Annotated in this window: 19 protein-coding genes and 4 pseudogenes; 15 read left to right on the forward strand and 8 right to left on the reverse strand. The window is 70.0% G+C overall.

Annotated elements, in window-relative coordinates; translation table 11 throughout:
- Positions 1-32 precede the first annotated feature (32 nt).
- Both AB0I82_RS05755 and AB0I82_RS05760 read left to right on the forward strand, forming a co-directional pair.
- Positions 33-314 (forward strand): annotated as a pseudogene (locus AB0I82_RS05755) (aldehyde dehydrogenase family protein); the annotation flags it as partial.
- Positions 315-329: 15 nt separating this feature from the next.
- A pseudogene (locus AB0I82_RS05760) lies at positions 330-644 on the forward strand (aldehyde dehydrogenase family protein); the annotation flags it as partial.
- A gap of 97 nt (positions 645-741) precedes the next feature.
- Here the strand turns inward: AB0I82_RS05760 and AB0I82_RS05765 are convergent.
- Positions 742-993: a hypothetical protein gene (locus tag AB0I82_RS05765; protein ID WP_363256107.1), complete on the reverse strand. Its 252-nt coding sequence runs from the start codon at positions 991-993 to the stop codon at positions 742-744.
- Here AB0I82_RS05765 and AB0I82_RS05770 point away from each other — a divergent pair.
- The 5 genes and pseudogenes from AB0I82_RS05770 to AB0I82_RS05790 all read left to right on the forward strand — a co-directional run.
- Positions 878-1,603 (forward strand): annotated as a pseudogene (locus tag AB0I82_RS05770) (MFS transporter); the annotation flags it as partial. The gene AB0I82_RS05765 and the pseudogene AB0I82_RS05770 sit on opposite strands and share 116 nt — an antisense overlap.
- 139 nt (positions 1,604-1,742) lie before the next feature.
- The gene (locus AB0I82_RS05775) at positions 1,743-2,129 is read left to right on the forward strand and encodes a hypothetical protein (RefSeq protein ID WP_363256108.1); all 387 of its coding nucleotides are present in this window, start codon (positions 1,743-1,745) and stop codon (positions 2,127-2,129) included.
- Positions 2,126-3,331: a CoA transferase gene (locus tag AB0I82_RS05780; RefSeq protein ID WP_363256093.1), complete on the forward strand. Its 1,206-nt coding sequence runs from the start codon at positions 2,126-2,128 to the stop codon at positions 3,329-3,331. Before AB0I82_RS05775 ends, AB0I82_RS05780 begins: the two co-directional genes overlap by 4 nt.
- Before the next feature lie 40 nt (positions 3,332-3,371).
- Positions 3,372-4,577, forward strand: a complete 1,206-nt coding sequence (locus tag AB0I82_RS05785) for an acyl-CoA dehydrogenase family protein (RefSeq protein ID WP_363255804.1) — start codon at positions 3,372-3,374, stop codon at positions 4,575-4,577.
- 48 nt (positions 4,578-4,625) lie between these two features.
- The gene (locus AB0I82_RS05790) at positions 4,626-5,615 is read left to right on the forward strand and encodes a LysR family transcriptional regulator (protein ID WP_363256094.1); all 990 of its coding nucleotides are present in this window, start codon (positions 4,626-4,628) and stop codon (positions 5,613-5,615) included.
- 76 nt (positions 5,616-5,691) lie between these two features.
- Here AB0I82_RS05790 and AB0I82_RS05795 read toward each other — a convergent pair whose 3' ends face one another.
- On the reverse strand, positions 5,692-6,915 hold the full coding sequence (locus AB0I82_RS05795) for a cation:proton antiporter (RefSeq protein ID WP_363255805.1): 1,224 nt from the start codon (positions 6,913-6,915) through the stop codon (positions 5,692-5,694).
- Between the two features lie 22 nt (positions 6,916-6,937).
- A complete protein-coding gene (locus tag AB0I82_RS05800) occupies positions 6,938-8,839 on the reverse strand; it encodes an alkyl sulfatase dimerization domain-containing protein (RefSeq protein ID WP_363255806.1) in 1,902 nt (633 codons plus the stop codon).
- A 231-nt stretch (positions 8,840-9,070) separates the two neighbouring features.
- On the opposite strand from AB0I82_RS05800, the gene AB0I82_RS05805 reads away from it, so the two are divergent.
- Both AB0I82_RS05805 and AB0I82_RS05810 read left to right on the forward strand, forming a co-directional pair.
- Entirely contained in the window at positions 9,071-9,406 is a 336-nt protein-coding gene (locus tag AB0I82_RS05805; protein WP_363255807.1) for a metalloregulator ArsR/SmtB family transcription factor, read from the forward strand.
- Complete coding sequence (locus AB0I82_RS05810) at positions 9,406-10,122, forward strand: cation transporter (RefSeq protein ID WP_363255808.1); 717 nt, start codon at positions 9,406-9,408, stop codon at positions 10,120-10,122. Before AB0I82_RS05805 ends, AB0I82_RS05810 begins: the two co-directional genes overlap by 1 nt.
- Before the next feature lie 164 nt (positions 10,123-10,286).
- Here the strand turns inward: AB0I82_RS05810 and AB0I82_RS05815 are convergent, their stop codons facing one another.
- On the reverse strand, positions 10,287-11,267 hold the full coding sequence (locus tag AB0I82_RS05815; RefSeq protein ID WP_363255809.1) for a hypothetical protein: 981 nt from the start codon (positions 11,265-11,267) through the stop codon (positions 10,287-10,289).
- A gap of 188 nt (positions 11,268-11,455) precedes the next feature.
- Here AB0I82_RS05815 and AB0I82_RS05820 point away from each other — a divergent pair, with 188 nt between their 5' ends.
- The 3 genes and pseudogenes from AB0I82_RS05820 to AB0I82_RS05830 all read left to right on the forward strand — a co-directional run.
- On the forward strand, positions 11,456-11,755 hold the full coding sequence (locus tag AB0I82_RS05820) for a heavy-metal-associated domain-containing protein (RefSeq protein ID WP_363255810.1): 300 nt from the start codon (positions 11,456-11,458) through the stop codon (positions 11,753-11,755).
- A gap of 84 nt (positions 11,756-11,839) precedes the next feature.
- Positions 11,840-14,107: a heavy metal translocating P-type ATPase gene (locus AB0I82_RS05825; RefSeq protein WP_363255811.1), complete on the forward strand. Its 2,268-nt coding sequence runs from the start codon at positions 11,840-11,842 to the stop codon at positions 14,105-14,107.
- 13 nt (positions 14,108-14,120) lie between these two features.
- Positions 14,121-14,216, forward strand: a pseudogene (locus AB0I82_RS05830) (metal-sensing transcriptional repressor); the annotation flags it as partial.
- Positions 14,217-14,281: 65 nt separating this feature from the next.
- On the opposite strand, the gene AB0I82_RS05835 reads toward AB0I82_RS05830, so the two are convergent.
- Both AB0I82_RS05835 and AB0I82_RS05840 read right to left on the reverse strand, forming a co-directional pair.
- The gene (locus AB0I82_RS05835; protein WP_363255812.1) at positions 14,282-14,965 is read right to left on the reverse strand and encodes a 4'-phosphopantetheinyl transferase superfamily protein; all 684 of its coding nucleotides are present in this window, start codon (positions 14,963-14,965) and stop codon (positions 14,282-14,284) included.
- Entirely contained in the window at positions 14,962-15,813 is an 852-nt protein-coding gene (locus tag AB0I82_RS05840; RefSeq protein ID WP_363255814.1) for a metallophosphoesterase, read from the reverse strand. Before AB0I82_RS05840 ends, AB0I82_RS05835 begins: the two co-directional genes overlap by 4 nt.
- A gap of 311 nt (positions 15,814-16,124) precedes the next feature.
- Between AB0I82_RS05840 and AB0I82_RS05845 the strand changes: the two genes are divergently transcribed.
- Entirely contained in the window at positions 16,125-16,622 is a 498-nt protein-coding gene (locus AB0I82_RS05845; protein WP_363255815.1) for a hypothetical protein, read from the forward strand.
- A gap of 26 nt (positions 16,623-16,648) precedes the next feature.
- Here the strand turns inward: AB0I82_RS05845 and AB0I82_RS05850 are convergent, their stop codons facing one another.
- Together AB0I82_RS05850 and AB0I82_RS05855 are read right to left on the reverse strand one after the other, a co-directional pair.
- On the reverse strand, positions 16,649-17,677 hold the full coding sequence (locus tag AB0I82_RS05850; protein ID WP_363255816.1) for a proline racemase family protein: 1,029 nt from the start codon (positions 17,675-17,677) through the stop codon (positions 16,649-16,651).
- Between the two features lie 196 nt (positions 17,678-17,873).
- Positions 17,874-18,566, reverse strand: a complete 693-nt coding sequence (locus tag AB0I82_RS05855) for a GntR family transcriptional regulator (RefSeq protein ID WP_363255817.1) — start codon at positions 18,564-18,566, stop codon at positions 17,874-17,876.
- 129 nt (positions 18,567-18,695) lie between these two features.
- Between AB0I82_RS05855 and AB0I82_RS05860 the strand changes: the two genes are divergently transcribed.
- On the forward strand, positions 18,696-19,622 hold the full coding sequence (locus tag AB0I82_RS05860; protein WP_363255818.1) for an ornithine cyclodeaminase family protein: 927 nt from the start codon (positions 18,696-18,698) through the stop codon (positions 19,620-19,622).
- A gap of 69 nt (positions 19,623-19,691) precedes the next feature.
- Positions 19,692-20,300 carry a TetR/AcrR family transcriptional regulator gene (locus tag AB0I82_RS05865; RefSeq protein WP_363255819.1) on the forward strand — a complete coding sequence of 203 codons (609 nt, stop codon included), beginning with the start codon at positions 19,692-19,694 and terminating at the stop codon, positions 20,298-20,300.
- Positions 20,301-20,345: the final 45 nt, after the last annotated feature.

Raw genomic sequence — 20,345 nt, forward strand, 5'->3', positions numbered from 1 at the left:
TCCGTCACCCTGACACTCGTCGTACGCGAACGATCGGCGTGGTCGGCACGATCACACCGTGGAACTACCCGCTGCACCAAATCTCCGCGAAGGTCGCACCGACGCTGTCCGCTGGCTGCACGGTAGTACTCAAGCCCAGTGAGGTGGCACCACTCAACGCCTTCGCGCTCGCCGACATCATGGCGGAAGTCGGCCTGCCCGCCGGGGCGTTCAACCTCGTGAGCGGCAACGGCACAGAGGTCGGCGAAGCCATCGCCGCACACCCCGACGTGGACATGGTGTCCTTCACCGGGTCGACGCGGGCCGGACGCCGATCTCACCGCCGCGCCCAGCGTGTCGCGCGGCGCATCCGCAGCGGCCAGGTCGAGATCAACGGCGCCCCGTGGAATCACCACGTTCCGTTCGGCGGCTACAAGCAGTCCGGCACCGGGCGCGAACTCGGTGCCCACGGTCTGGAGGAATTCCTCGAAACCAAAGCCGTCCGGCAGCCCGCCGAACGGTCGGGTGTCGCCGCGCTCGCCACCACGCTGGGAGCACCTGAAGGCGGTGGCGCGCGGGCCGCAGCTGCCCTGCCGCAGCTTCCCGACGAACAGCACCGTGCAGCAGTCGCGTCGAGGAAACCGATGTATCGGCTCTGGCTATAACCGTGACAGGGAATTCACGCTTGTTGGTTTCGTGAATTCCCGATGAAGTGGGTATGGCGCAGCTCTCGTCAGCGAGGTCGAGGCCGCCGAGGGAGGCTCACATGGCATCAGCCGATATCGGGACGTCCATGGCGTCACCGGAACTCGCCCGCCCGGACCGCAGGGCCTGGGGAATTGTCATCCTGCTTTTCGTCTTCTTCACCCTGAATTTCGCGGACAAGGCGGCGGTGGGGTTGGCGTCGCAGCAGATTCGCCGGGATCTCGGGTTGAGTGCCGGGGAATTCGGGCTGGTCGGCAGCGCGTTCTTCTGGTTGTTCGCCGTCGGTGCGGTCGGGTTGTCGGCCGCCATGCGGTGGATCTCCTACAAGTGGGCGGCAGCCCTCCTGATGTTCACCTGGATCGCCAGCATGCTGCCGCTCACCACGCCCACCACGTTCGGGGTGCTCCTGGCGTCCCGCATCGCTCTGGGTTTCTTCGAGGGCCCGGCGCACGCCCTGTGCCAGAGCGTTGTCGCCGATCGATTCCCGCAGCATAAGCGCGCATTCGCCGGAGCGGTTGTGAATGCGGGGTCGTCGGTGGGTCCGCTGCTCTCCGCACCGGTACTGACGTGGGTCATTGTTTCGTACTCCTGGCACACCGCATTCCTCGTGCTGATCGTCGCGGGCTTGGCCTGGCTGGTCGTCTGGCTGTGTTACGTCGAACGGCAGCCACTGCGAAAGAGGACGACGGCCGCGCCGCGTATCGACGAGGAGGCAGCCGGGCGGCGTGCCGGCGCGGAAAAGGACCCGAACGGCCATATCGATGTCCCATTCCTCCGGCTGCTGCGGTTGCCCAGTTTCTGGGGACTCAGCTTGCTGTCATTCGCGGGTTACCTCATCACCTCATTGAAGGTCTCATGGCTGCCCGCCTTCCTCGGCGAGGGCCTCGGCTACCCGCCGACCACCGTCGGGTGGCTGGTGACGGCGCCGTACGCCACGGCGGTCGTGGTTCTCCTCGCCTCCGGATACCTGTCGGGCACGGCTTCTCGCGCGGGGCTGGAGTTCCCGGGCCGCGCGCGGTTACCTCAGTGCGGCGCTGATCGTCTGCGCCGGGCTGAGCATGGTCGCGTTCACCCTGGTCGGGCCGGGACCGCTGCAACTGGCGCTGGTGGTCTGCGCCTTCTCGGTCAACAGCGTTGCGTTCTCGGTGGCCTTCGCGGGCGCGTCCGACTTCCTCCCGCAGCGCCAGCGCACGGCGTTCTTCGGATGCGTCATCGCCTGCTACAGCGTCGCGGGGATCGTTGCACCGTACGTGTTGGGGCTCGTTGTTCAGGCCGGACGGACGGCCTCGGAGGGCTACTCGAACGGGTTCCTCCTTGTCGGCCTCGTCATCTGCGTGTTCGCCGTCATCGGCGGACGCCTGCTCAACCCAGAGGCAGCCCGCCGGACTCTGGAGGCCGAGACGGTCCGCCGACAGGCCGCGACGACAGCGGGGAGGGCGTCGTGAGCAGAGGGGAGGACGTAGTGTTCGAGGCTCCGCTGGCAGGAGTCCGGGTGATCGATCTGGGCCAGTACATCGCTGCTCCGGGAGCGGGCCAGCAGCTCGCCGACCTGGGCGCCGACGTCATCAAGGTGGAGAGCCTCAGCGGCGATCAGGCACGGTCCATCGGGCCGTTCGGCACGGCCATGCTGCACGCCAACAACCGTGGGAAGCGCAGCGTCGCCATCGACCTGCGGCACCCCGAGGGTCTCCGCATACTCGACGAGCTGTGCGCCGAGTCCGACGTACTGCTGCACAACTTCCGGAACGGATCGGCCGAGCGTCTCGGGATCGGTCCTGAGCAGACGCGCTCGCGCCACCCCCACCTCGTCTACGGCTTCGTCACCGGGTTCGGGAGCCGGGGCCCGTCGGCCGACCGGGCCGGACTGGACATCGCGGCTCAGGCGGAGTTCGGGATCATGCACACCACTGGCGAGGCCGACGGTGAACCGCAGCGCGTGGGCTTCACCGTCGCCGACGTGCTGGCGGCGAACGCCCTGGCTGCCGGGGTGCTCGCCGCCCTCGTCCGGCGGGGCCGGACCGGAGTCGGCGGCGTCGTGGAGACCTCGCTGATGGAGGCGGTGGTCGCGGCCCAGGCCACTCAGTGGGCGGGCTACCGGCTCACGAGTGAGCCACCCCGGCGGACGGGCAACGGCCAGCCGGCGGTGGCCCCTGCCGCGGACCTCGTACAGACCATCGACGGTGCCGTCGTGGTCTCCGCCTACACCGCGACCAAGTGGGCCGCGCTGTGCTCTGCGGTCGGCAGGCCCGAGCTGGTGACCGATCCGCGCTTCGCGGACAACGAGTCGAGGGTCGCGAACCGGGCAGCGCTGAAGGAAGTACTGAATGCGGCCCTCGGCCACCTCACCCGCGCCGAGGCCATCGCTCTGCTGGCCTCGCGAGGGATCGTCTGCGGATCGGTGCGGTCGTTCGACGAGTTCGTGAAGGATGCCGACCTGGCCGCATCGGGGCTGGTCGTCGAGCTGGACGAGCCCGGGCTCGACGCCCCGGCCGCGCCTTTCCGGATCGACGGGTCGGCCCGGGGCCGGACGTCGGCCGCACCCGGACTGGGCGCCCACGCCCGGGATGTACTGCGCGAACTCGGGCGCGGCGAGGACGAGATCGACCGACTCGCCACCGATGGTGTCATCGCCCTGCCCCACCAATGACAACCACCAAGCAGCAGTCGTGACTCTTGAGGGAGAAACCATGACCGTGACGGCAGACCGTACTCTCGCCGGCATCGACTTCGATACGTACCTGCGCACGATCGCCGCGTTCACCGACGACGACCTGATCCCCGCCGAGGCGGACATGGTCGCCGCCGGGCAGGTGCCGGACGCGCTCGTGCGGCGCATGGCCGAGCTCGGTCTGTTCGGCATCTCGATCCCGCGGACGTACGGTGGGCTCGGCTGGAGCATGGAGCAGCAGGTGCTCCTGACGTACGAGTTCACGAGGGCATCGTGCGTCTACCGGTCTCGCTTCTCGACCGTGATCGGGCTCTGCTCGCAGGCGATCCTCGACCACGGCACGGAAGAGCAGCGCCGCGAGATGCTACCGGCGATGGCGGCCGGACGACGGGTGACCTCGTTCGCACTGACCGAGCCGGAGGCGGGGTCCGACGCCACCAACGTCCGGACCGTCGCCCGGCGCGCCGGGGACGGTTGGGTTCTGGACGGGACGAAGCGCTACATCACCAACGCCCACTGGGCGGACACGTTGATTGTGTTCGCGCGCACGGACGGTGGTACGGCCGATGCCCGGGAGATCTCGGCGTTCCTCGTCGACACGACCGCCCCCGGGGTATCGACCCGGATCCCCGAGCTGATGAACGGCCATGCCGAGGGTCCGGTCGCCGAGATCGACCTCGACTCGGTGGCCGTCTCCGCCGACCGGCTGCTCGGCGGTGCGCCCGGCACCGGGCTCGCGGCTGCCATGCGCGGGATCAACCATGCCCGGCTGCATGTCGCCGCGACCTGCGTCGGGCAGGCGACGCGGATGCTTGAGGAGACCACCCGGCATGTCAACGAGCGGCACCAGTTCGGAGCGCCGCTCGCCGAACTCGGGGTCGTGCAGGCTGAGTTGGGCCGTTGCTACGCGGAGATGGAGGCCGGGCGTGCCCTCGCCCTGGACGCGGCTCGCGCGTTTGATGCGGGGACCGTTCCCCGGCAGCGGATCTCGGCGGCGAAGCTGTACTGCTCGGAGATGGTGGGCCGGGTTGCCGACCGCTGCGTACAGCTGCTCGGTGGCGAGGGCATCGTCGGCCCGCACCCGGTCCCCCGGATGTGGCGCGACGTCCGTACTCTGCGCATCTACGAGGGCGCGTCCGCGGTCCACGAGCGGAACCTGGGCCGCGCGATGGTGCGGTCGATCGCCGCGGAGGGGGTACTTCCGGACAGCTACCGCGTACGTTGAACCTCGTCCGCCGATCCGCGAGGGGCCGGGACGATCTGAGGGGTGACGATGGAGCTGCGTCAGCTCGAGTACTTCCTGGCCGTGGTCGAGTGCGAGGGGCTGAACCGAGCCGCGCAGCGCCTCTACGTCTCCCAGCCCACTCTCTCGCAGGCCATCCAGTCGCTGGAGCGCGAGCTCGGCGTGGCGCTGTTCCACCGTGCCGCGCGGCGCAACCTCGTCCTGACGTCCGCGGGGACGCTGCTGGTCCCGAAGGCGCGGGCGATCCTCGACGGCGTGGTGGCCGCCCGGGACGCGATGAGCCGGGCCCGGGATCTCAAGGCCGGGTCCGTTGCGATCGGCACGATGCCGGAAATGTCCAGCGATGCGGTCGCCTCCTGGATCACGTCGTTCCGGGCCCGGCATCCGGACGTACGGTTGGACATCGCCGAGGTTTCCGGCGTCGGAGCACTGTGCGGTGAGGTCGTCGCCGGGCGGTGCGAACTCGGGTTCACGACCCTGCCCGTTCCCACGGACGGCCTGGACTTCGTCCAGCTCGGCGTGCAGCGATTGCTGTTGGTGATGCCCCCGGAGTCGCCGGCACCGGCGGCGGGGCGGCTGCCACTCGACGCCCTCGGCGACATGCCACTGACGGTCTGCTCACCCGCCCAGCGCGAGACCGACCGGGTCGGGACCGCCTTGCGGGACGCCGGGGTCGAACCGCGGCTGATGGCGAGCATGCCCAATCGCCATGCGCAGCTCACGCTCGTTCTCGGCGGCGGCGTACACGCCTTCCTCCCCCTCCGCATGGCTGTCCAGGCCCGTCGGCTCGGGGCCGTCGTGGTGGAGACCGACCCGTTGATATCGGTGCCGTTCGGGATCGTCCACCGTCGCGCTGCGCTGAGCCCCGCGGCCGCGGAAGTGGTCCACGAGTGCAAGACCACCCTCGATGCCTGGTACGCCGCCATCGACAGCCACCAGGCCGAGGGCGCCGGCCTCATCGATGCAGCGAACGCTTCCTACGACGACGTACATCGTCCGATCACGGCCAGGGGGCACTGAGGCCGCCAATGCCACTGATCCCGCGGTTGCCGGTCCGCGCGGGGACGGCTCAGCGCACCAGCCGGGCCCACGAAGGTCACCACGCCTCCGATTCCTCCGCCGTGTCCGAGGTGGGCTTCGCCCGGCCCGTCTTGTCGGTCGCCGACCGCCGCCGCATCGCGAGCAGCGGCAGTACGAGCACGGAGATCATCGCGGCGCCGACCAATGATGCGGCACGGTCGGTGCCGAGCAGTTTCTGGTCCACGCCGATGGTGGTGATGGCGACGACCAGCGGCAGGCAGGTCGAGGCGAACAGCGCGAGGGCCGTGCGGTCCGCACGGCGCAGGTCGCTGGGGGCGAGGACGTACACCGGTCCGCCGCGCACCAGAAGAAACAGCAGCAGGAAGACCGGCACCAGGAGCAGGGCGCCCGGGTCGTGGAGCAGCGCGTCCAGGTCGAATTCGATTCCGGTGACGACGTAGAACAGTGGCACGAGGAAGCCGAACCCCATGGCCTCCACCTTGCCGAGTACCTCTTCGCTGCTCGCGGGAGCGGCACGGTGCAGTACGAGACGGGTGAGGACGCCGGCGGCGAAGGCGCCCAGCAGCACATCGAGGCCGAAGACCTGGGCGAGGCCGAGCATGCACGCCAGCAGCAGCATGACGAACCGCACCGCGAACTGGCCGCTGCTGTGCAGGGTCCGCTCGGTCAGCCGGGCGAACCAGGATGGCCGCGGCCGCAGTGCCCAGAAGACGGCGGCGGCCGTGATCGCCCCGAAAGCGGCCAGCAGGGCCGCCGACTCGCCCGGGCGGCGTCCGCTGAGCAGCAACGCCATGGCGACGACGGGACCGAATTCGCCGACCGCGCCGAACGCCGACACCACCGTCCCGAAGCGGCCCCGCAACTCCCCGCGGTCGCGCAGCATCGGCAGGATCGTGCCGAGTGCCGTACTGGTCAGCGCGGTACCGACGACGAACGCCTCGAAGACCTTGCCACCACTGACCAGGAAGGCCAGCCCGATACCGACGGCGAGCGAGAGCAGCCAGGCCCCCAAGGAGCGGCGCAGGGTGTCGCCGCGGACCGCCGCGAAGTCGATCTCGTAACCCGCCAGGAAGATCAGCATCGACAGCCCGAGGTCGGCGAGGGTGTCGGTGACCTTGTCCGGATGGGCCCAGCCGAGGACCTTCGGGCCGATGAGGATGCCAAGGGCGATTTCGAAGATGACCAGGGGGACGCGGACTCGGTGTCTCGTGGCGTACACCAGGAGCGGCGCCAGTACGGCCATGGCCGTGATCAGGACGAGGGTGCCGGGGTGCGTCATGAGCGGTCGCCGTGTCGCCGCGTCAGGGGGTGACGATGGCGAAGTCGGGGTCCGGGGCGCTGAGGTGGCCGAGGAGTTCGGAGAGTTTCCGCAGGTCGCCGTCGACCGTGACGCCCGCCTGACCGGCCAGCTCGTCGGGCGCTGTGGTGCCGAGGAGGACCGCACGCAGGGTGGCCTCGTCGAGGCCGATCTCGATGTCAGGGTCGGCCGCGGCGGGCCCGTTGCCGGTGACGTGGGTCAGGACGCCGTTGCGCAGCCGCAGTGTGAGCGGGTCGCCGTCCACGAGTTTCCATCGGACGGTGATGTCCGCGTCCCGGCTGCGCGGGCCGTCCACCCGGATGGCGAGCGCGTCGCAGAGCTGGTCGACCGTCAGGGCGCGGAGGAGGTCGGGAGGCGCGGTGACGGTGGGCGTGCCCACCGGGCCTTGGCGCAGTTCCAGGGCTCCGGTGAGGTAGAAGTTGCGCCAGGTGCCGTTCTCGCTGCCGTATCCGAGCTGTTCCAGGGCGTCCGCCTGCAGAGCCCGTGCCTCGTGGTGATCGGGGTCGGCGAACACCACATGGTTGACGACCTGGGCCACCCAGCGGAAGTCGCCCGCCTCGTACGACCGGCGGGCGCGGCGCAGCACTTCGTCGGGGCCGCCCATGAACTCCACGTACCGGCGGGCGGCCTCGGCCGGCGGATGCTCCCACAGGTGTGCCGGGTTGCCGTCGAACCAGCCCAGGTACCGCTGGTAGACGGCCTTGGTGTTGTGACTGACCGAACCGTAGTAGCCGTGGGTGTGCCAGGCCCGCTCCAGGGCGGGCGGCATCTCGATCGTCTCGGCGATCTCCAGCGGTGTCAGGCCCTGGTTGAGCATGCGCAGGGTCTGGTCGTGCAGGTAGGCGTAGAGGTCGCGCTGCTCGGACAGGAACGTCAGGACGCGGTCGCGGCCCCGGACCGGCCAGTGGTGGGAGGCGAAGGCGACATCAGAGGCGTCGACGAAGAGGCCGATGGCCTCGGTCAGATAGCGGGCCCAGGTGCGCGGGTCGCGGACCTCGGCCCCGCGCAGGGTGAGCAGATTGTGCAGGTTGTGGGTGGCGTTCTCCGCCATGCACAGCGCCGCGTGGTCCGGGAAGTGGATGTTCAGCTCCGCCGGGGCCTCGGTGCCGGGAGTGAGCTGGAAAACCATCCGGATGCCGTCGACCGTCTCGGTCTGCCCAGTGCGGGTGATGTCCACCGACGGCGGGATCAGGCCGACCGAGCCGGTCGAGGTGGTCTGGCCGAGTCCCGCGCCGACCTGCCCGCGTTCCCCCTTCGGCAGCACGGCGCCGTACATGTACGCGGCACGACGGGCCATGGCCGTACCGGCGTACACGTTCTCGCTGACGGCGTGGGCGAGAAAGCCCTCGGGCGCGATGACCGGCATGCCGGCCGCGACCTCCTCCTCGCTGATGACCCCCTTCACCCCGCCGAAGTGGTCGACGTGGCTGTGGGTGTACAACACACCGGTGACGGGCCGTTCGCCGCGGTGGGCGCGGTACAGGTCGAGGGCCGCCGCGGCGGTCTCGGCCGAGATCAGCGGGTCGATCACGAGGATGCCGCGGTCGCCCTCGACCACCGTCATGTTCGACAGGTCGAAGCCGCGGACCTGGTAGATCCCCTCGACGACTTCGAACAGGCCGTGGTCGGCGACCAGCCGGCTCTGCCGCCACAGGCTCGGATTGACCGTGTCCGGGCAGTCCCCGTCCAGGAAGCCGTACGCCCCCAGATCCCACACCGCACGCCCATCGGCGCCACGGATGACATCCTCCGTCGCGGTGCCCATGAAACCGTGCCGCGCGTCCTGAAGATCCTGCGTGTCGTCGAAGGGGAAGCGCTGCCGGACCGCCTGATTGGCCTGCGCGACGACCGGCTCGGCGGGCTTCGGCTCCGGGGTCTGGGGCATCGAAATCTCCCTCGCAGGCGGCATGGCAAGGCCGGCTACGCGGCGACGTGCGCGGCCGGCGCCTCCACTCTCACCCGCGCGGCAGGCCCGGACTACCGGATGTACGCCGTCGGAGTGGGGGAGGCCGGGTGCGACCAGGACGGCTGGATCTCCCGGAAGCTCTTCACAGGAGCGGCCACCGACACAAAGTTCACGTCTTCCTGAATTCAGGGTTTCCTGTACTCTCGTGTCATGCTATCCATCGCCTCCGACATCGACGCGCTGGCCCGGTTCGGTCGCGCGCTCGCCGATCCGATCCGCTGTCGCATCCTGCTGGCCCTCCGGGAGGGTCCGGCACACCCGGCTGCCCTGGCCGAGGTGCTGGAGATTTCCCGGACCCGGCTGTCCAATCACCTCGCCTGTCTGCGGGACTGCGGCATTGTCGTCGCCGTGCCGGAAGGGCGGCGGGTGCGGTACGAGCTGGCCGATTCCCGGCTGGGGCACGCGCTGGATGATCTGCGCGGTGCGGTACTGGCCGTCGAGGCCGACCGTACGTGCGCGGCGGGTGAGGAGAAGGACTGCTGCTGATGAGCGTACCGATAGCCGGCGGTCCGGTTCCGGACCGCCGGGCGGTACTGACCCGCCGCATACGTCTGCTGGTCGCCGCCACCATCACGTACAACGTCATCGAGGCGATCGTCGCGCTCACGGCCGGCTCGCTCGCCTCCTCCACCGCACTGATCGGCTTCGGCCTGGACTCGGTGATCGAGGTCTCCTCCGCGGCGGCGGTTGCCTGGCAGTTCTCCGCCGCCGACCATGCCGTACGCGAGAGCCGCGAGAAGACCGCGCTGCGCATCATCGCCGTCTCCTTCTTCGCGCTCGCCGCCTATGTCACCGTCGACTCGGTACGCGCCCTGACCGGCACGGGAGAGGCCGAGCACTCGACGCCCGGCATCGTGCTGGCCGCCCTCTCCTTCGCGGTCATGCCGTTCCTGTCCGCCGCACAGCGCCGCGCCGGGCGCGAGCTGGACTCCGCCTCGGCCGTCGCGGACTCCAAGCAGACCCTGCTCTGTACGTACCTGTCCGGCGTCCTCCTGATCGGGCTGCTCGCCAACTCCCTGCTCGGCTGGTCCTGGGCCGACCCGATCGCCGCCCTGGTGATAGCTGCGGTCGCGATCAAGGAAGGGCGGGAGGCATGGCGGGGCGACAACTGCTGCGCCGTACCGATCGGCCCCCTCAGGGACGCGGGAGTGGAAGAGGACGGCTGCGGGTGCGCTCCGGGGTGCGCGTGCTGCGGGCCGTGACCCCGTAACGCAATGCGTCAGCCGGCACGCGACGCGGCGCGGTGTTTGCAGGCGGCGCACGGCGCAGCGCTGCCGTACGCGGGTTCATCGATGCGCCTCCTCGTCCCTCGTGTGCTTCGCTCACGGCGCTTACCGGTCGTCAGGTCGGCAGGTCAGCAGTGCTGTCAGTGCTGGTGGGCGCTTTCCGGTTCGTGGTCGGCGGCGCCGTCGCCGGTACCGGCACCGGTGGCCCGGCCGCCGTTCGCGTGGACGGTGAAGGCCGCCGTGCGGACCGTGCCCTGGTGCTGGAAGTCCAGGAAGAGGCGGTACGCGCCCTTGCTCGGTGCGGTGGCGGTGAAGGAGACCTCGGGTCCTGGCTTGGTCTTACCGTCGCCGGGCTCGCCGTTGGGGTGGACGTGGAGGTACGCCAGGTCGCCGGCGCGCAGCGCGACGAGGTGGCCGTACGCGCCCAGGTACGGCTGGAGATCCCGCACCGGCTTGCCGTTCTTCGTCACGCGCAGGGTCAGCTCGCTCGGCTTGCCCGGTACCAACTCGCCTTCGAGGCCGACCTTGTAGCCGTCGACGGTGGCGGTGGTGGCGTGTTCCGGCAGGTCGGCCGACTGGTAGGAGCCGGTCACGGCGAGGTCCGAGCCGAGGGTCAGGCCCTCCTTCTCGCCCTTCGGCGTGAAGTCGGCGAAGACGCGGTAGCCGCCGGCCTTGGGGAGTTCGGCGGGCGTGGACCAGGTGCCGTCCGCGGCGCGGGTCGGGTGGAGGTGCCGGTACACGGTCAGGTCGCGTGAGGCGACGATGAGGTGCAGTTCCTTGCCGTGCTCCCGCTTGTACGCGGTGACCTGGCGGCCGGTGCTGTCCTGAACGATGGCGAAGCGCAGCTCGGCGGGGGCCTTGCCTTCCTTGGCCGGGAGCTTCGGGGTCTTCAGGTCGAGTGTGTAGCCGCGCTCGGCGACCTGCAGGCCGCCCGGCGTCGCCGCGCCGTGCTCGGCGGCGCCCTGGTCCTTGCCCTTGCCCGTGCCTGCCGCATGTCCTCCGTGCTGCGCGGCAGCGGGTTCGGACACGACGGGGTTCACAGCGCTTCCGACTCCGTATGCCGTGCCGAACGTCGCGGCGAGCGCGGCGGCGAAGGCGCCGACCTTCAGTCCGGTGTGCATGACGTATCCCCTTCTCCTGGGCCGCCCGGCGGCGACCGACATGCTCACGATACCCCCAGGGGGTATTACGTCAAGCACATCCCGGGCCTTGCCGTGGATACGGGGCGGGGGTATACATGGATCACGTCAATCGATACCCCCCAAGGGTATGTGGCGTCCATGTCGCCCCTTCCACAGGAGGAAACCCCATGTCGTCCTGCTGCACCCCCGATGGCAGCTGCAACACCAACAGCACCGAGAAGACGGAGGCCGCGACGGCCACCGCGACCGTCGACGGCCAGACCGTCGCCTACAAGGTCAACGGCATCGGCAGCGCGCACTGCCAGGGCGTCGTCGCCAAGGCCGTCGGCGGGCTCGACAGCGTCCTCGACGTCCAGGTGGAGATCGGGACCGGTCTGGTCACCGTCACCACCGCCGGCGAGCCCGACGACGCCCTCATCGCCGCGACCGTCGACGAGGCCGGCTACGACTTCACCGGCCGGGCCTGACCAGAGGAAGAAGGAGCCGGGCGGGGCCGCCCCCGAGGCCCCGCCCGTCCCCACCCGTACATCCGTGAGCTGCGAGGAGCAGACATGACCACCACCACTCCCGGCGCCGCCGAGGTCGAGCTCGCCATCGGCGGCATGACCTGCGCCTCCTGCGCCGCCCGGATCGAGAAGAAGCTCAATCGCATGGACGGCGTCGAGGCGACCGTCAATTACGCCACCGAAAAGGCCAAGGTCACGCACGCGGAGGGCATCTCCGTACAGGACCTGATCGCCACCGTCGAGGCGACCGGCTACACCGCCCAGGAGCCCGCCCCGCCGGCCCGGACGCCGGGTGAGTCCGGCGGTTCGGCCGAGGACGGCCAGGAGGCGGACGACGAGCTGCGGCCGCTCCGTCAGCGCCTGATCACCGCCGCCGCACTCGCCGTCCCCGTGATCGCCATGGCGATGGTCCCGGCCCTGCAGATCGAGTACTGGCAGTGGCTCTCGCTCACCCTCGCGGCGCCCGTCGTCACGTACGCCGCCTGGCCCTTCCACCGCGCCGCCTGGACGAATGCCAAGCACGGCGCGGCCACCATGGACACGCTGATCTCGGTCGGCACCTCGGCCGCGTTCCTGTGGTCCCTGTGGGCGCTGTTCTTCGGCACCGCCGGTACCCCCGGCATGACCCACCCCTTCGAGCTGACCATCGCCCGCACCGACGGCGCGGGCAACATCTACCTCGAAGCGGCCGCCGGTGTCACCGCCTTCATCCTCGCCGGGCGCTACTTCGAGGCCCGCTCCAAGCGCAAGGCAGGCGCGGCTCTCAAGGCCCTGCTGGAGCTGGGGGCCAAGGAAGTCACCGTACTGCGCGACGGCCGCGAAGTCACCGTCCCCACCGCGGAGTTGCAGGTCGGTGACCGCTTCCTGGTCCGCCCCGGCGAGAAGATCGCCACCGACGGTACGGTCGTCGAGGGCGCCTCGGCCGTGGACGCCTCGATGCTGACCGGTGAGTCTGTCCCGGTAGAGGTCGCGGTCGGCGACAGTGTCACCGGGGCCACCCTCAACGTCGGCGGCCGGCTCGTGGTCGAGGCCACCCGCATCGGCGCCGACACCCAACTCGCCCGCATGGCGAAGCTCGTGGAGGACGCGCAGAACGGCAAGGCCGCCGCCCAGCGCCTCGCCGACAAGATCTCCGCCGTCTTCGTGCCGATCGTCATCGCCCTCGCGCTGGCCACCCTCGGCTTCTGGCTGGGCAACGGCGCGGGCCTGACCGCCGCTTTCACCGCCGCCGTCGCCGTACTGATCATCGCCTGCCCCTGCGCCCTGGGCCTGGCCACCCCGACCGCGCTGATGGTCGGCACCGGCCGCGGCGCCCAGCTCGGCATCCTGATCAAGGGCCCGGAGGTACTGGAGAGCACCCGCAAGGTCGACACCATCGTCCTGGACAAGACCGGCACCGTGACCACCGGACGTATGACACTCCTCGCCACCCACGCCGCGACCGGCACGGATGAGGCCGAAGTACTGCGGCTGGCAGGAGCGTTGGAGCACGCCTCGGAACATCCCATCGCCCAGGCCGTTGCCGCCGGTGCGAGCGCCAAGGTCGGCACGCTCCCCACGCCCGAGGACTTCGCCAACATCGCCGGACTCGGCGTCCAGGGCGTCGTCGACGGCCACGCCGTCCTCGTCGGCCGGGAGAAGCTGCTGACCGAGTGGGCGATCGACCTGCCGGCCGAGCTGGCGCGCGCCAAGTCCGAGGCCGAGGCGGCCGGGCGTACCGCGATCGCGGTGGCTTGGGACGGCGAGGCGCGGGCGGTGCTGGAGGTCGCGGACGCGGTCAAGGAGACCAGCCCAGAGGCGATCAAGCGGCTGCGCGCTCTCGGCCTCACCCCGATCCTGCTGACCGGCGACAACGAGGCAGTTGCCAAGACGGTCGCCGCCGAGGTCGGCATCGACCAGGTGATCGCCGAAGTACTCCCCCAGGACAAGGTCGACGTCGTCAAGCGCCTCCAGGGCGAGGGCAAGTCCGTGGCCATGGTGGGCGACGGTGTGAATGACGCCGCGGCCCTCGCCCAGGCCGACCTCGGGCTGGCCATGGGTACCGGTACCGACGCCGCCATCGAGGCCGGCGACCTCACCCTCGTACGCGGTGACCTGCGCGCCGCGGCCGACGCCATCCGGCTCTCCCGCCGCACCCTCGGCACCATCAAGTCCAACCTCTTCTGGGCCTTCGCCTACAACGTCGCCGCCCTCCCCCTCGCCGCCGCCGGCCTGCTCAACCCGATGATCGCCGGTGCGGCCATGGCCTTCTCCTCGGTCTTCGTCGTCGGCAACAGCCTGCGGCTGCGGGGATTCCAAGCAGCGGACCACTGATACGGAGGCCACGATGCCCGGGTACCAGGAACAAAGGGACGGCGTCATCAGGCGCCTGCGGCTCATCGAGGGACAAGTGCGCGGCGTGCAGCGGATGGTCGAGGAAGACACCTACTGCATCGGCAGGCGACCCGGTGCCACGCCGCGCTCTGATGGCTGCGGCGTTCTGGAGTCTCAGGTGCGGCGGACGGTGATGGCCGTGGTGAGGAGGCCGGCGTGGGAGAGCCAGTTTCCGGTGAAGGTGTGGAGGCGGTGGCCGTTGAGGGTGGGGGCGGGGATCAGGAGGTGGGCGGTGAAGGTGCCGGTGGTGGGGGCATCGGGTGCGGGGGCGACTTCGATGCGGGCCTGGTCGAAGTCCAGTTCCCGGTGGGTCAGCGGGTACCAGGTCTTGAAGACCGATTCCTTGGCGCTGAACAGGAGGCGGTCCCAGTGGACTTCGGGGATATCGTCCTGGAGGCGCTTGAGCCGGTCGCGTTCCTCGGCGAGGGCGATGACATCGAGGACGCCGTCGGGCAGTGGGGCGTTGGGTTCGGCGTCGATGCCGATCGAGGCGACCGCGTCCGTACGGGCGACGGCCGCCGCGCGGTAGGAGTCGCAGTGGGTCATGCTGCCGACCACGCCGTCCGGCCAGCGTGGCGCGCCGCGGGTGCCCGGGAGCAGTGGTACGGGCGGGTACCCCAGCGTGCCCAACGCCCGGCGGGCGCAGATCCGTACGGTGGTGAACTCCCGTTGCCGCTTGTCCACCGCGGCGGCGACCACGGATGCCTCCTGCGAGTACAGGTACGCATTCGGTGGGCCGGCCGGGTCGTGGAAGGCCTCGGCGGTGGCGACATCATCGGGCACGAGCTGCTCGATCACCCTCGCGCTCCCGGGGCAGCGGCGGTCAGCTGAACCTTGCGCAGGGGTGTGCGGGGTGGCCGGGGCCGCCATTCCCGCGGGTAGCCGAGTGAGACTTCCTCGAAGCGCACACCGTCGTAGTGGGTGACCCGGGGGATGTGCAGATGCCCGTAGATCACGGATGCCGCCCGGAAGCGGCGGTGCCAGTCGGCGGTCAGCGCGGTGCCGCACCACTGCGCGAACTCCGGATAGCGCAGCACGTTGGTGGGGTCCCGCACCAGGGGGTAGTGGTTGACCAGCACGGTGCGGTGGTCGTCCGGGACGGCGGCCAGCCGCCGCTCGGTGAGCCGGACGCGCTCCCGGCACCAGGCGTCCCGGGTGGGATAGGGATCCGGGTGCAGGAAGTGCTCGTCGGCGCAGACGATCCCCGCGTCGTAGGCGATGCGCAGCGACTCCTCTTTGGTGGCCGCGCCGGGGGCGTGGAAGGAGTAGTCGTAGAGGAGGAAGAGCGGGGCGACGGTCACCGGGCCGTCCTCGTCGTGCCATACGGGATACGGGTCTTCCGGGGTGAGTACGCCCAGGTTCCGGCAGAGCCCGACCAAGTGCTGGTAGCGCTCTTCGCCGCGCAGGTCGACGGGGTCGCTCGGGTGCGTCCACAGCTCGTGATTGCCCGGCGCCCAGACGACCTTGGCGAAGCGCTCGCTGAGCAGGGTCAGCGCCCACTCGATATCGTCGTACTTCTCCCCGACGTCGCCGGCGACGATGAGCCAGTCGGCGTCGGTTCCGGGCCGCAGGGACTCGACGATCTTTCTGTTCTCCGAGTGGACGACGTGCAGATCGCTGATGGCCAGCAGGTCGCCGTGGTGCACAACAACTCCTGATGCTCGGGGGTTGAGAACGGTCCTGGAACCACTGACGACGACCGCCTCGCGACTGTACCGGTACCCACCGGGCGTCGATCACGGGATGCCGAAATGTGATCCGCACGACGGACACCTACCGATGGCGCTATCTCGCCCACTCGAGAACGTATCCATGGACGCTTGTGCATGAGTTGTACCCGCGGGGCCATCTGGCTCGGGGTTTTGTTTGCCAACGTGCTCGCAGAGAAGGGACGTTGAACGTGACACGACGCTTGCGAGGGGTTGCCCTTGCCGCAGGAATCGTCCTCAGTACGGCGGTGACCGCACCCGAGGCGCACGCTGCGCCGCGGGCGGCGGCCGGCCTGATCGACATCACCTGCCCGCTCGGCTCCTCCGAAAGCCGCTACACCCCGGGCCTGACCCTCAACCCACAGGACACCTCCGTCACCGAGGAAGGCCACGTCTCCGGTTGCGTGGGCCCCGGTGCACGGGACATCACGGGGGCCTTCTTCGCGGGCGAGGCCAGCGGTACCGCCTCCTGCCTGGGCGGGAAATTTTCCGGGCCGACCACATTCCACTGGAACAACCACAGCTCCAGCGTGATCCGCGGCACCGGGGAGATCAATCTCAAGCCGAACGGGAACACGGTTCTGGTCAAGACCGGCGAGGTCGTATCCGGTCAGTTCGAAGGAGCCACGATCGTCCTGACCAAGGAGCTTCTCAGTACCGACCTGACGGCCTGCCTCACCCGTCAAGGAGTCACGTCCGTGAGCGGGCCGATCTCCCTGACCGTCGTACCTGACCGTCGTACCTGACCGCCGCGCCCTCCCCCTCTTGCGCGCTACCGCAGCACGAAGCCGGTGCCGAGTTCGTCGGCAGGGTCGAGTTCGAAGCGGTGCTCGCCGGTGCGGTACGCGGTACCGGTGACTTCGGGGATGACGGCCCGGTGTCCGTCGGCGGTCAGCTCTGCGGCGATACGGGCGGTGAAGCGGCTGCCGACGATCGAGTCGTGGACGAGGGTCCGGCCCGGCTTGAGGGCGCCGGTCGCGGCAAGTACGGCGACCCGCGAGCAGGTGCCGGACCCGCACGGCGAGCGGTCGACCTGGCCGTCGGCGAACACGGTGACATTGCGCTGGTGCGGGTTGCCGTCCGGATCGGTGCCGAGATCGTCGTAGACGATGGTGCCGTAGATGCCGCTGAGGCGGTCGTCGACGGGGTGACGAGCGTACGGGGTGTCGTTGAGTGCCCACTTGATCTCGCGGCCGATCGCGATGAGGTCGGTGTAGTGCTCGGGTGCCACGGTCAGTCCAACGGTGGCCGCGTTGAGGTGGGCGTAGATGGCGCCGCCGTACGCGATGTCGACGACGACGTCGCCGCGGGACGTGGCGACGGTGACGTGTTCGGCGAGGCGGTAGCTGGGGACGTTGACGAAGTCGATGCCCGTGATCCGGTCGCCGTCGGCGCGTACGTGCAAGGTGACCCGGCCGGAGGGGACGTCGATGACGACCGTGGTGGTGCCGGAGGGGTCGCGCTGCACGAGTCCGGTCTGTACGGCCCAGACCGCGAGCGCGATGGAGCCGTGACCGCAGGCGGTGGAGAAGCCGTCCTTGTGCCAGAACAGCACGCCGAAGTGGGCGCCCTCATCGTCGGGCGGGGTGATGAATCCGCCGTACATGTCGGCGTGTCCGCGGGGCTCGGAACACAACAGCTTGCGCAGGTTGTCCACGTCGGGGTCGGCGATGGCGAACGTGCGTCGTTCGGCGACCGTGGCGCCGTCGATGGCGACGGGCGGCCCGGGAACGATACGGAAGGGCTCGCCGCCGGTGTGGTAGTCGACGGTACTGATCGTCTTGGGTTGCTGCCCGGCCATGGTCGTCTCCTTGCGCAGGGTTGTGCCGCGGGGTGTCGCTCGGTACTCGCCGCGACCGAAGGCGGCGCGGCGGGCGAGGCGGACGACGACGCTCCCCGACCGGTACACAGCTGAGGGACGCGCGGCGAATGCGTACGGCGGTGCGGACCTGCCCGGCGCAGGCCCGCACCCCCGGTCAGGCCGATGGCACCGGCTCTCAGGAGGTGGCCTCGGTCCGGCCGGCCCAGATGCCGCGGCTGTGGGCGAGATGGCTGCGCATCAATTCCACCGCGCGCTCGCCCTCCCCGGCCTCGATCGCGTCGATCAGCGCGATGTGTTCCTCGCCGGACTGCGTCAACTCGCCCTGGTCCGCGAGCTTCTGCAGCCCCTGCATACGCGCCTGGTCGCGCAGCTGGGCGACCATCGTCACCAGGCGGCCGTTGCCCAGCAGCTCCAGCAGGCCGAGGTGGAACTGCCGGTCCTTGTCCAGGAACGCGGCCAGGTCCCCAGCGCGCGCCGCCTCGGTGATCTCCTCGGCCAGCTGCCGGAACTGCGGCACCGGCGCCCCGTCCAGTACCTCGACGACGTCCGCCATCGCCGGCACTTCCAACAGCGTGCGGATACGGAAGATCTCGTCCAGGTCGTGCTCACTGAGCTGTGGCACCCGGAAGCCGCGGTTGCGGATGACCTCCACCATGCCCTGGTTGGCCAGGTCCATCACCGCCTCGCGCACCGGCGTGATGGAGACCCCGAGCTCCTCGGCGATGCTGATGACACTGCGCACCTCGCCGGGCTCGATCTGCCCGAGCACGATCCGGGTGCGCACCGCCTCACGCGCCTGCTCGCGCAGGCTGACCGACTTCAGTCGGGCGGTGGGCGTACTGGCTGAGGCAGAGCGGGGAACGGTCACACCTCATACATAACACGTCACTGCCCGCCCCTAGCCTGCTGCAGATGGGTAAGGTGTAATACCTTACCCATCCTCAACACTCTCCCAGATCCCCCGCGGAGAGCCCTCACCCACGATGCGGAGCCCCACATGCAGACCGTCACCGTCGGCCCCCGCGAGATCCGCGAAGCCGTCACCATGCGCGAGGCCATCGACGCGGTACGCGCCGGCTTCATCGATCTGGCCGCCGGCGAGTTCGAGATGCCCACCCGCACCGCGCTGCGCGACGGCCGGTTCCTGGTGATGTCCGCGCACCACCGCGCCAGCGCCTCCGCCATGATCAAGACACTGAGCCTGAACTTCGACCGCGTGCCCGCCATCGCCGGAACCGTGGTCTGGACCGAGACGGGTCGCGTCGACAGCCTGGTCGCCGACGCCGGAGCGGTCACCACCCTGCGGACCGGAGCCGCCGTCGGCGTCGCCACCGACCTCCTCGCCCCCGCGAACGCCGGCCGGCTGACCCTCATCGGAGCCGGCGGCCAGGCCGCCGACCAGGTCCGCGCCGTCCACACCGTGCGCCCCCTGCGCGAACTGACCGTGGTGGACACCGGCTCCCACCGCGCGGAAGTCCTCGCCGAGCAGCTGGCCCCCGAGCTGAGCGGCGTGCAGATCCGTACCGCCACCGACACCGAGGCCGCGGTCGGCGACGCCGAGATCGTCTGCTGCGCCACCCCCGCGACCAGCCCGCTCTTCCCCGAGCAGGCCCTGCCCGCCCAGGTTCACGTCAACGCGATCGGCGCTTTCCGCCCGACCATGCGCGAACTGCCCGACGAGCTCCTCGCCAACAGCACCGTGATCATCGACGAACTAGAAGCGATCCTCGAAGAGTCCGGCGAGATCCTGCACGCCCTCAAGGCGGGCGCCATCACCCAGGACGACCTCACCGAACTGGGCACCGCACTGACCGCGCCACAGGCCCCGCGCGGGGAGCGGACCGTATTCAAGACCGTCGGCGTCGCCATGCAGGACTGGGCCATCGCCCGCCTCCTGGCGGACAAGTTCCTGCCCCGAACCTGAATCAGCCCTTCTACAACCCCCGACCCCTCCTCTAATCTAGGTAGACCTACCTACCTAATTTGGATTGTGATGAGCGAGCTCGATGTGCAAGGGGCGGGGAGCGGGAAGCGTCGGCGTCCTGCCCGGGAACGGCTCCTGGAGGCGGCGGCCCGGCGCTTCTACGCCGACGGTGTGGCCGCGACCGGTATCGACACGATCACCGCCGAGGCGGGCGTGGCGAAGATGAGCCTGTACAACAACTTCTCCTCCAAGGCCGACCTGGTACGGGCGTACCTGGACACGCGGCACGAAGAGTGGCTGGGGCTGTACCGGCGGCGACTGGCGGCGGCCCAGGACGCGCGCGGTGGCGTACTGGCCGTGTTCGATGCGTACGTCGATCACGCGGCCTTCGCGTACGAGCACGGGTTCCGCGGGTGCGGCCTGCTGAACGCGGCGGCCGAGCTGCCTGCCGGTGACGAGGGGCGGGCCGTCGTGCGCCGACACAAGGAGGCGGTCGAGTCGCTGATCGCCGGGCATGTCGAGGAGCTGCTGCCGGACCGGACCGAGGAAGCGCGCAGGGTGGCGGAGCATCTGGCGTTCCTGCTGGAGGGCGCGGTGGCCCGTGCGGGCCTTGAGGGTGGGGGCACGCGTCTGGAGCACGCCCGGACGATGGCTGCCGATCTGATGGACCGGCTGTGACGGCGGCGGCCGGACGCGCGTCCGGCTCGGTGGGTATCGCGTCCG

This window comes from Streptomyces sp. NPDC050315 (genome assembly GCF_040655775.1).
Lineage (GTDB): Bacteria > Actinomycetota > Actinomycetes > Streptomycetales > Streptomycetaceae > Streptomyces.

What these genes read in the sequence shown, in the direction of transcription:
- AB0I82_RS05825 (WP_363255811.1), top strand. Translation starts at nt 11,840, where the DNA reads ATGACCACCACCACTCCCGGCGCCGCCGAGGTCGAGCTCGCCATCGGC.
- AB0I82_RS05790 (WP_363256094.1), top strand. Translation starts at nt 4,626, where the DNA reads ATGGAGCTGCGTCAGCTCGAGTACTTCCTGGCCGTGGTCGAGTGCGAG.
- AB0I82_RS05775 (WP_363256108.1), top strand. Translation starts at nt 1,743, where the DNA reads ATGGTCGCGTTCACCCTGGTCGGGCCGGGACCGCTGCAACTGGCGCTG.
- AB0I82_RS05810 (WP_363255808.1), top strand. Translation starts at nt 9,406, where the DNA reads ATGAGCGTACCGATAGCCGGCGGTCCGGTTCCGGACCGCCGGGCGGTA.
- AB0I82_RS05800 (WP_363255806.1), bottom strand. Translation starts at nt 8,839, where the DNA reads ATGCCCCAGACCCCGGAGCCGAAGCCCGCCGAGCCGGTCGTCGCGCAG.
- AB0I82_RS05815 (WP_363255809.1), bottom strand. Translation starts at nt 11,267, where the DNA reads ATGCACACCGGACTGAAGGTCGGCGCCTTCGCCGCCGCGCTCGCCGCG.
- AB0I82_RS05865 (WP_363255819.1), top strand. Translation starts at nt 19,692, where the DNA reads ATGAGCGAGCTCGATGTGCAAGGGGCGGGGAGCGGGAAGCGTCGGCGT.
- AB0I82_RS05765 (WP_363256107.1), bottom strand. Translation starts at nt 993, where the DNA reads ATGGCGGCCGACAACCCGACCGCACCGACGGCGAACAACCAGAAGAAC.
- AB0I82_RS05785 (WP_363255804.1), top strand. Translation starts at nt 3,372, where the DNA reads ATGACCGTGACGGCAGACCGTACTCTCGCCGGCATCGACTTCGATACG.
- AB0I82_RS05850 (WP_363255816.1), bottom strand. Translation starts at nt 17,677, where the DNA reads ATGGCCGGGCAGCAACCCAAGACGATCAGTACCGTCGACTACCACACC.
- AB0I82_RS05860 (WP_363255818.1), top strand. Translation starts at nt 18,696, where the DNA reads ATGCAGACCGTCACCGTCGGCCCCCGCGAGATCCGCGAAGCCGTCACC.
- AB0I82_RS05820 (WP_363255810.1), top strand. Translation starts at nt 11,456, where the DNA reads ATGTCGTCCTGCTGCACCCCCGATGGCAGCTGCAACACCAACAGCACC.
- AB0I82_RS05805 (WP_363255807.1), top strand. Translation starts at nt 9,071, where the DNA reads ATGCTATCCATCGCCTCCGACATCGACGCGCTGGCCCGGTTCGGTCGC.
- AB0I82_RS05795 (WP_363255805.1), bottom strand. Translation starts at nt 6,915, where the DNA reads ATGACGCACCCCGGCACCCTCGTCCTGATCACGGCCATGGCCGTACTG.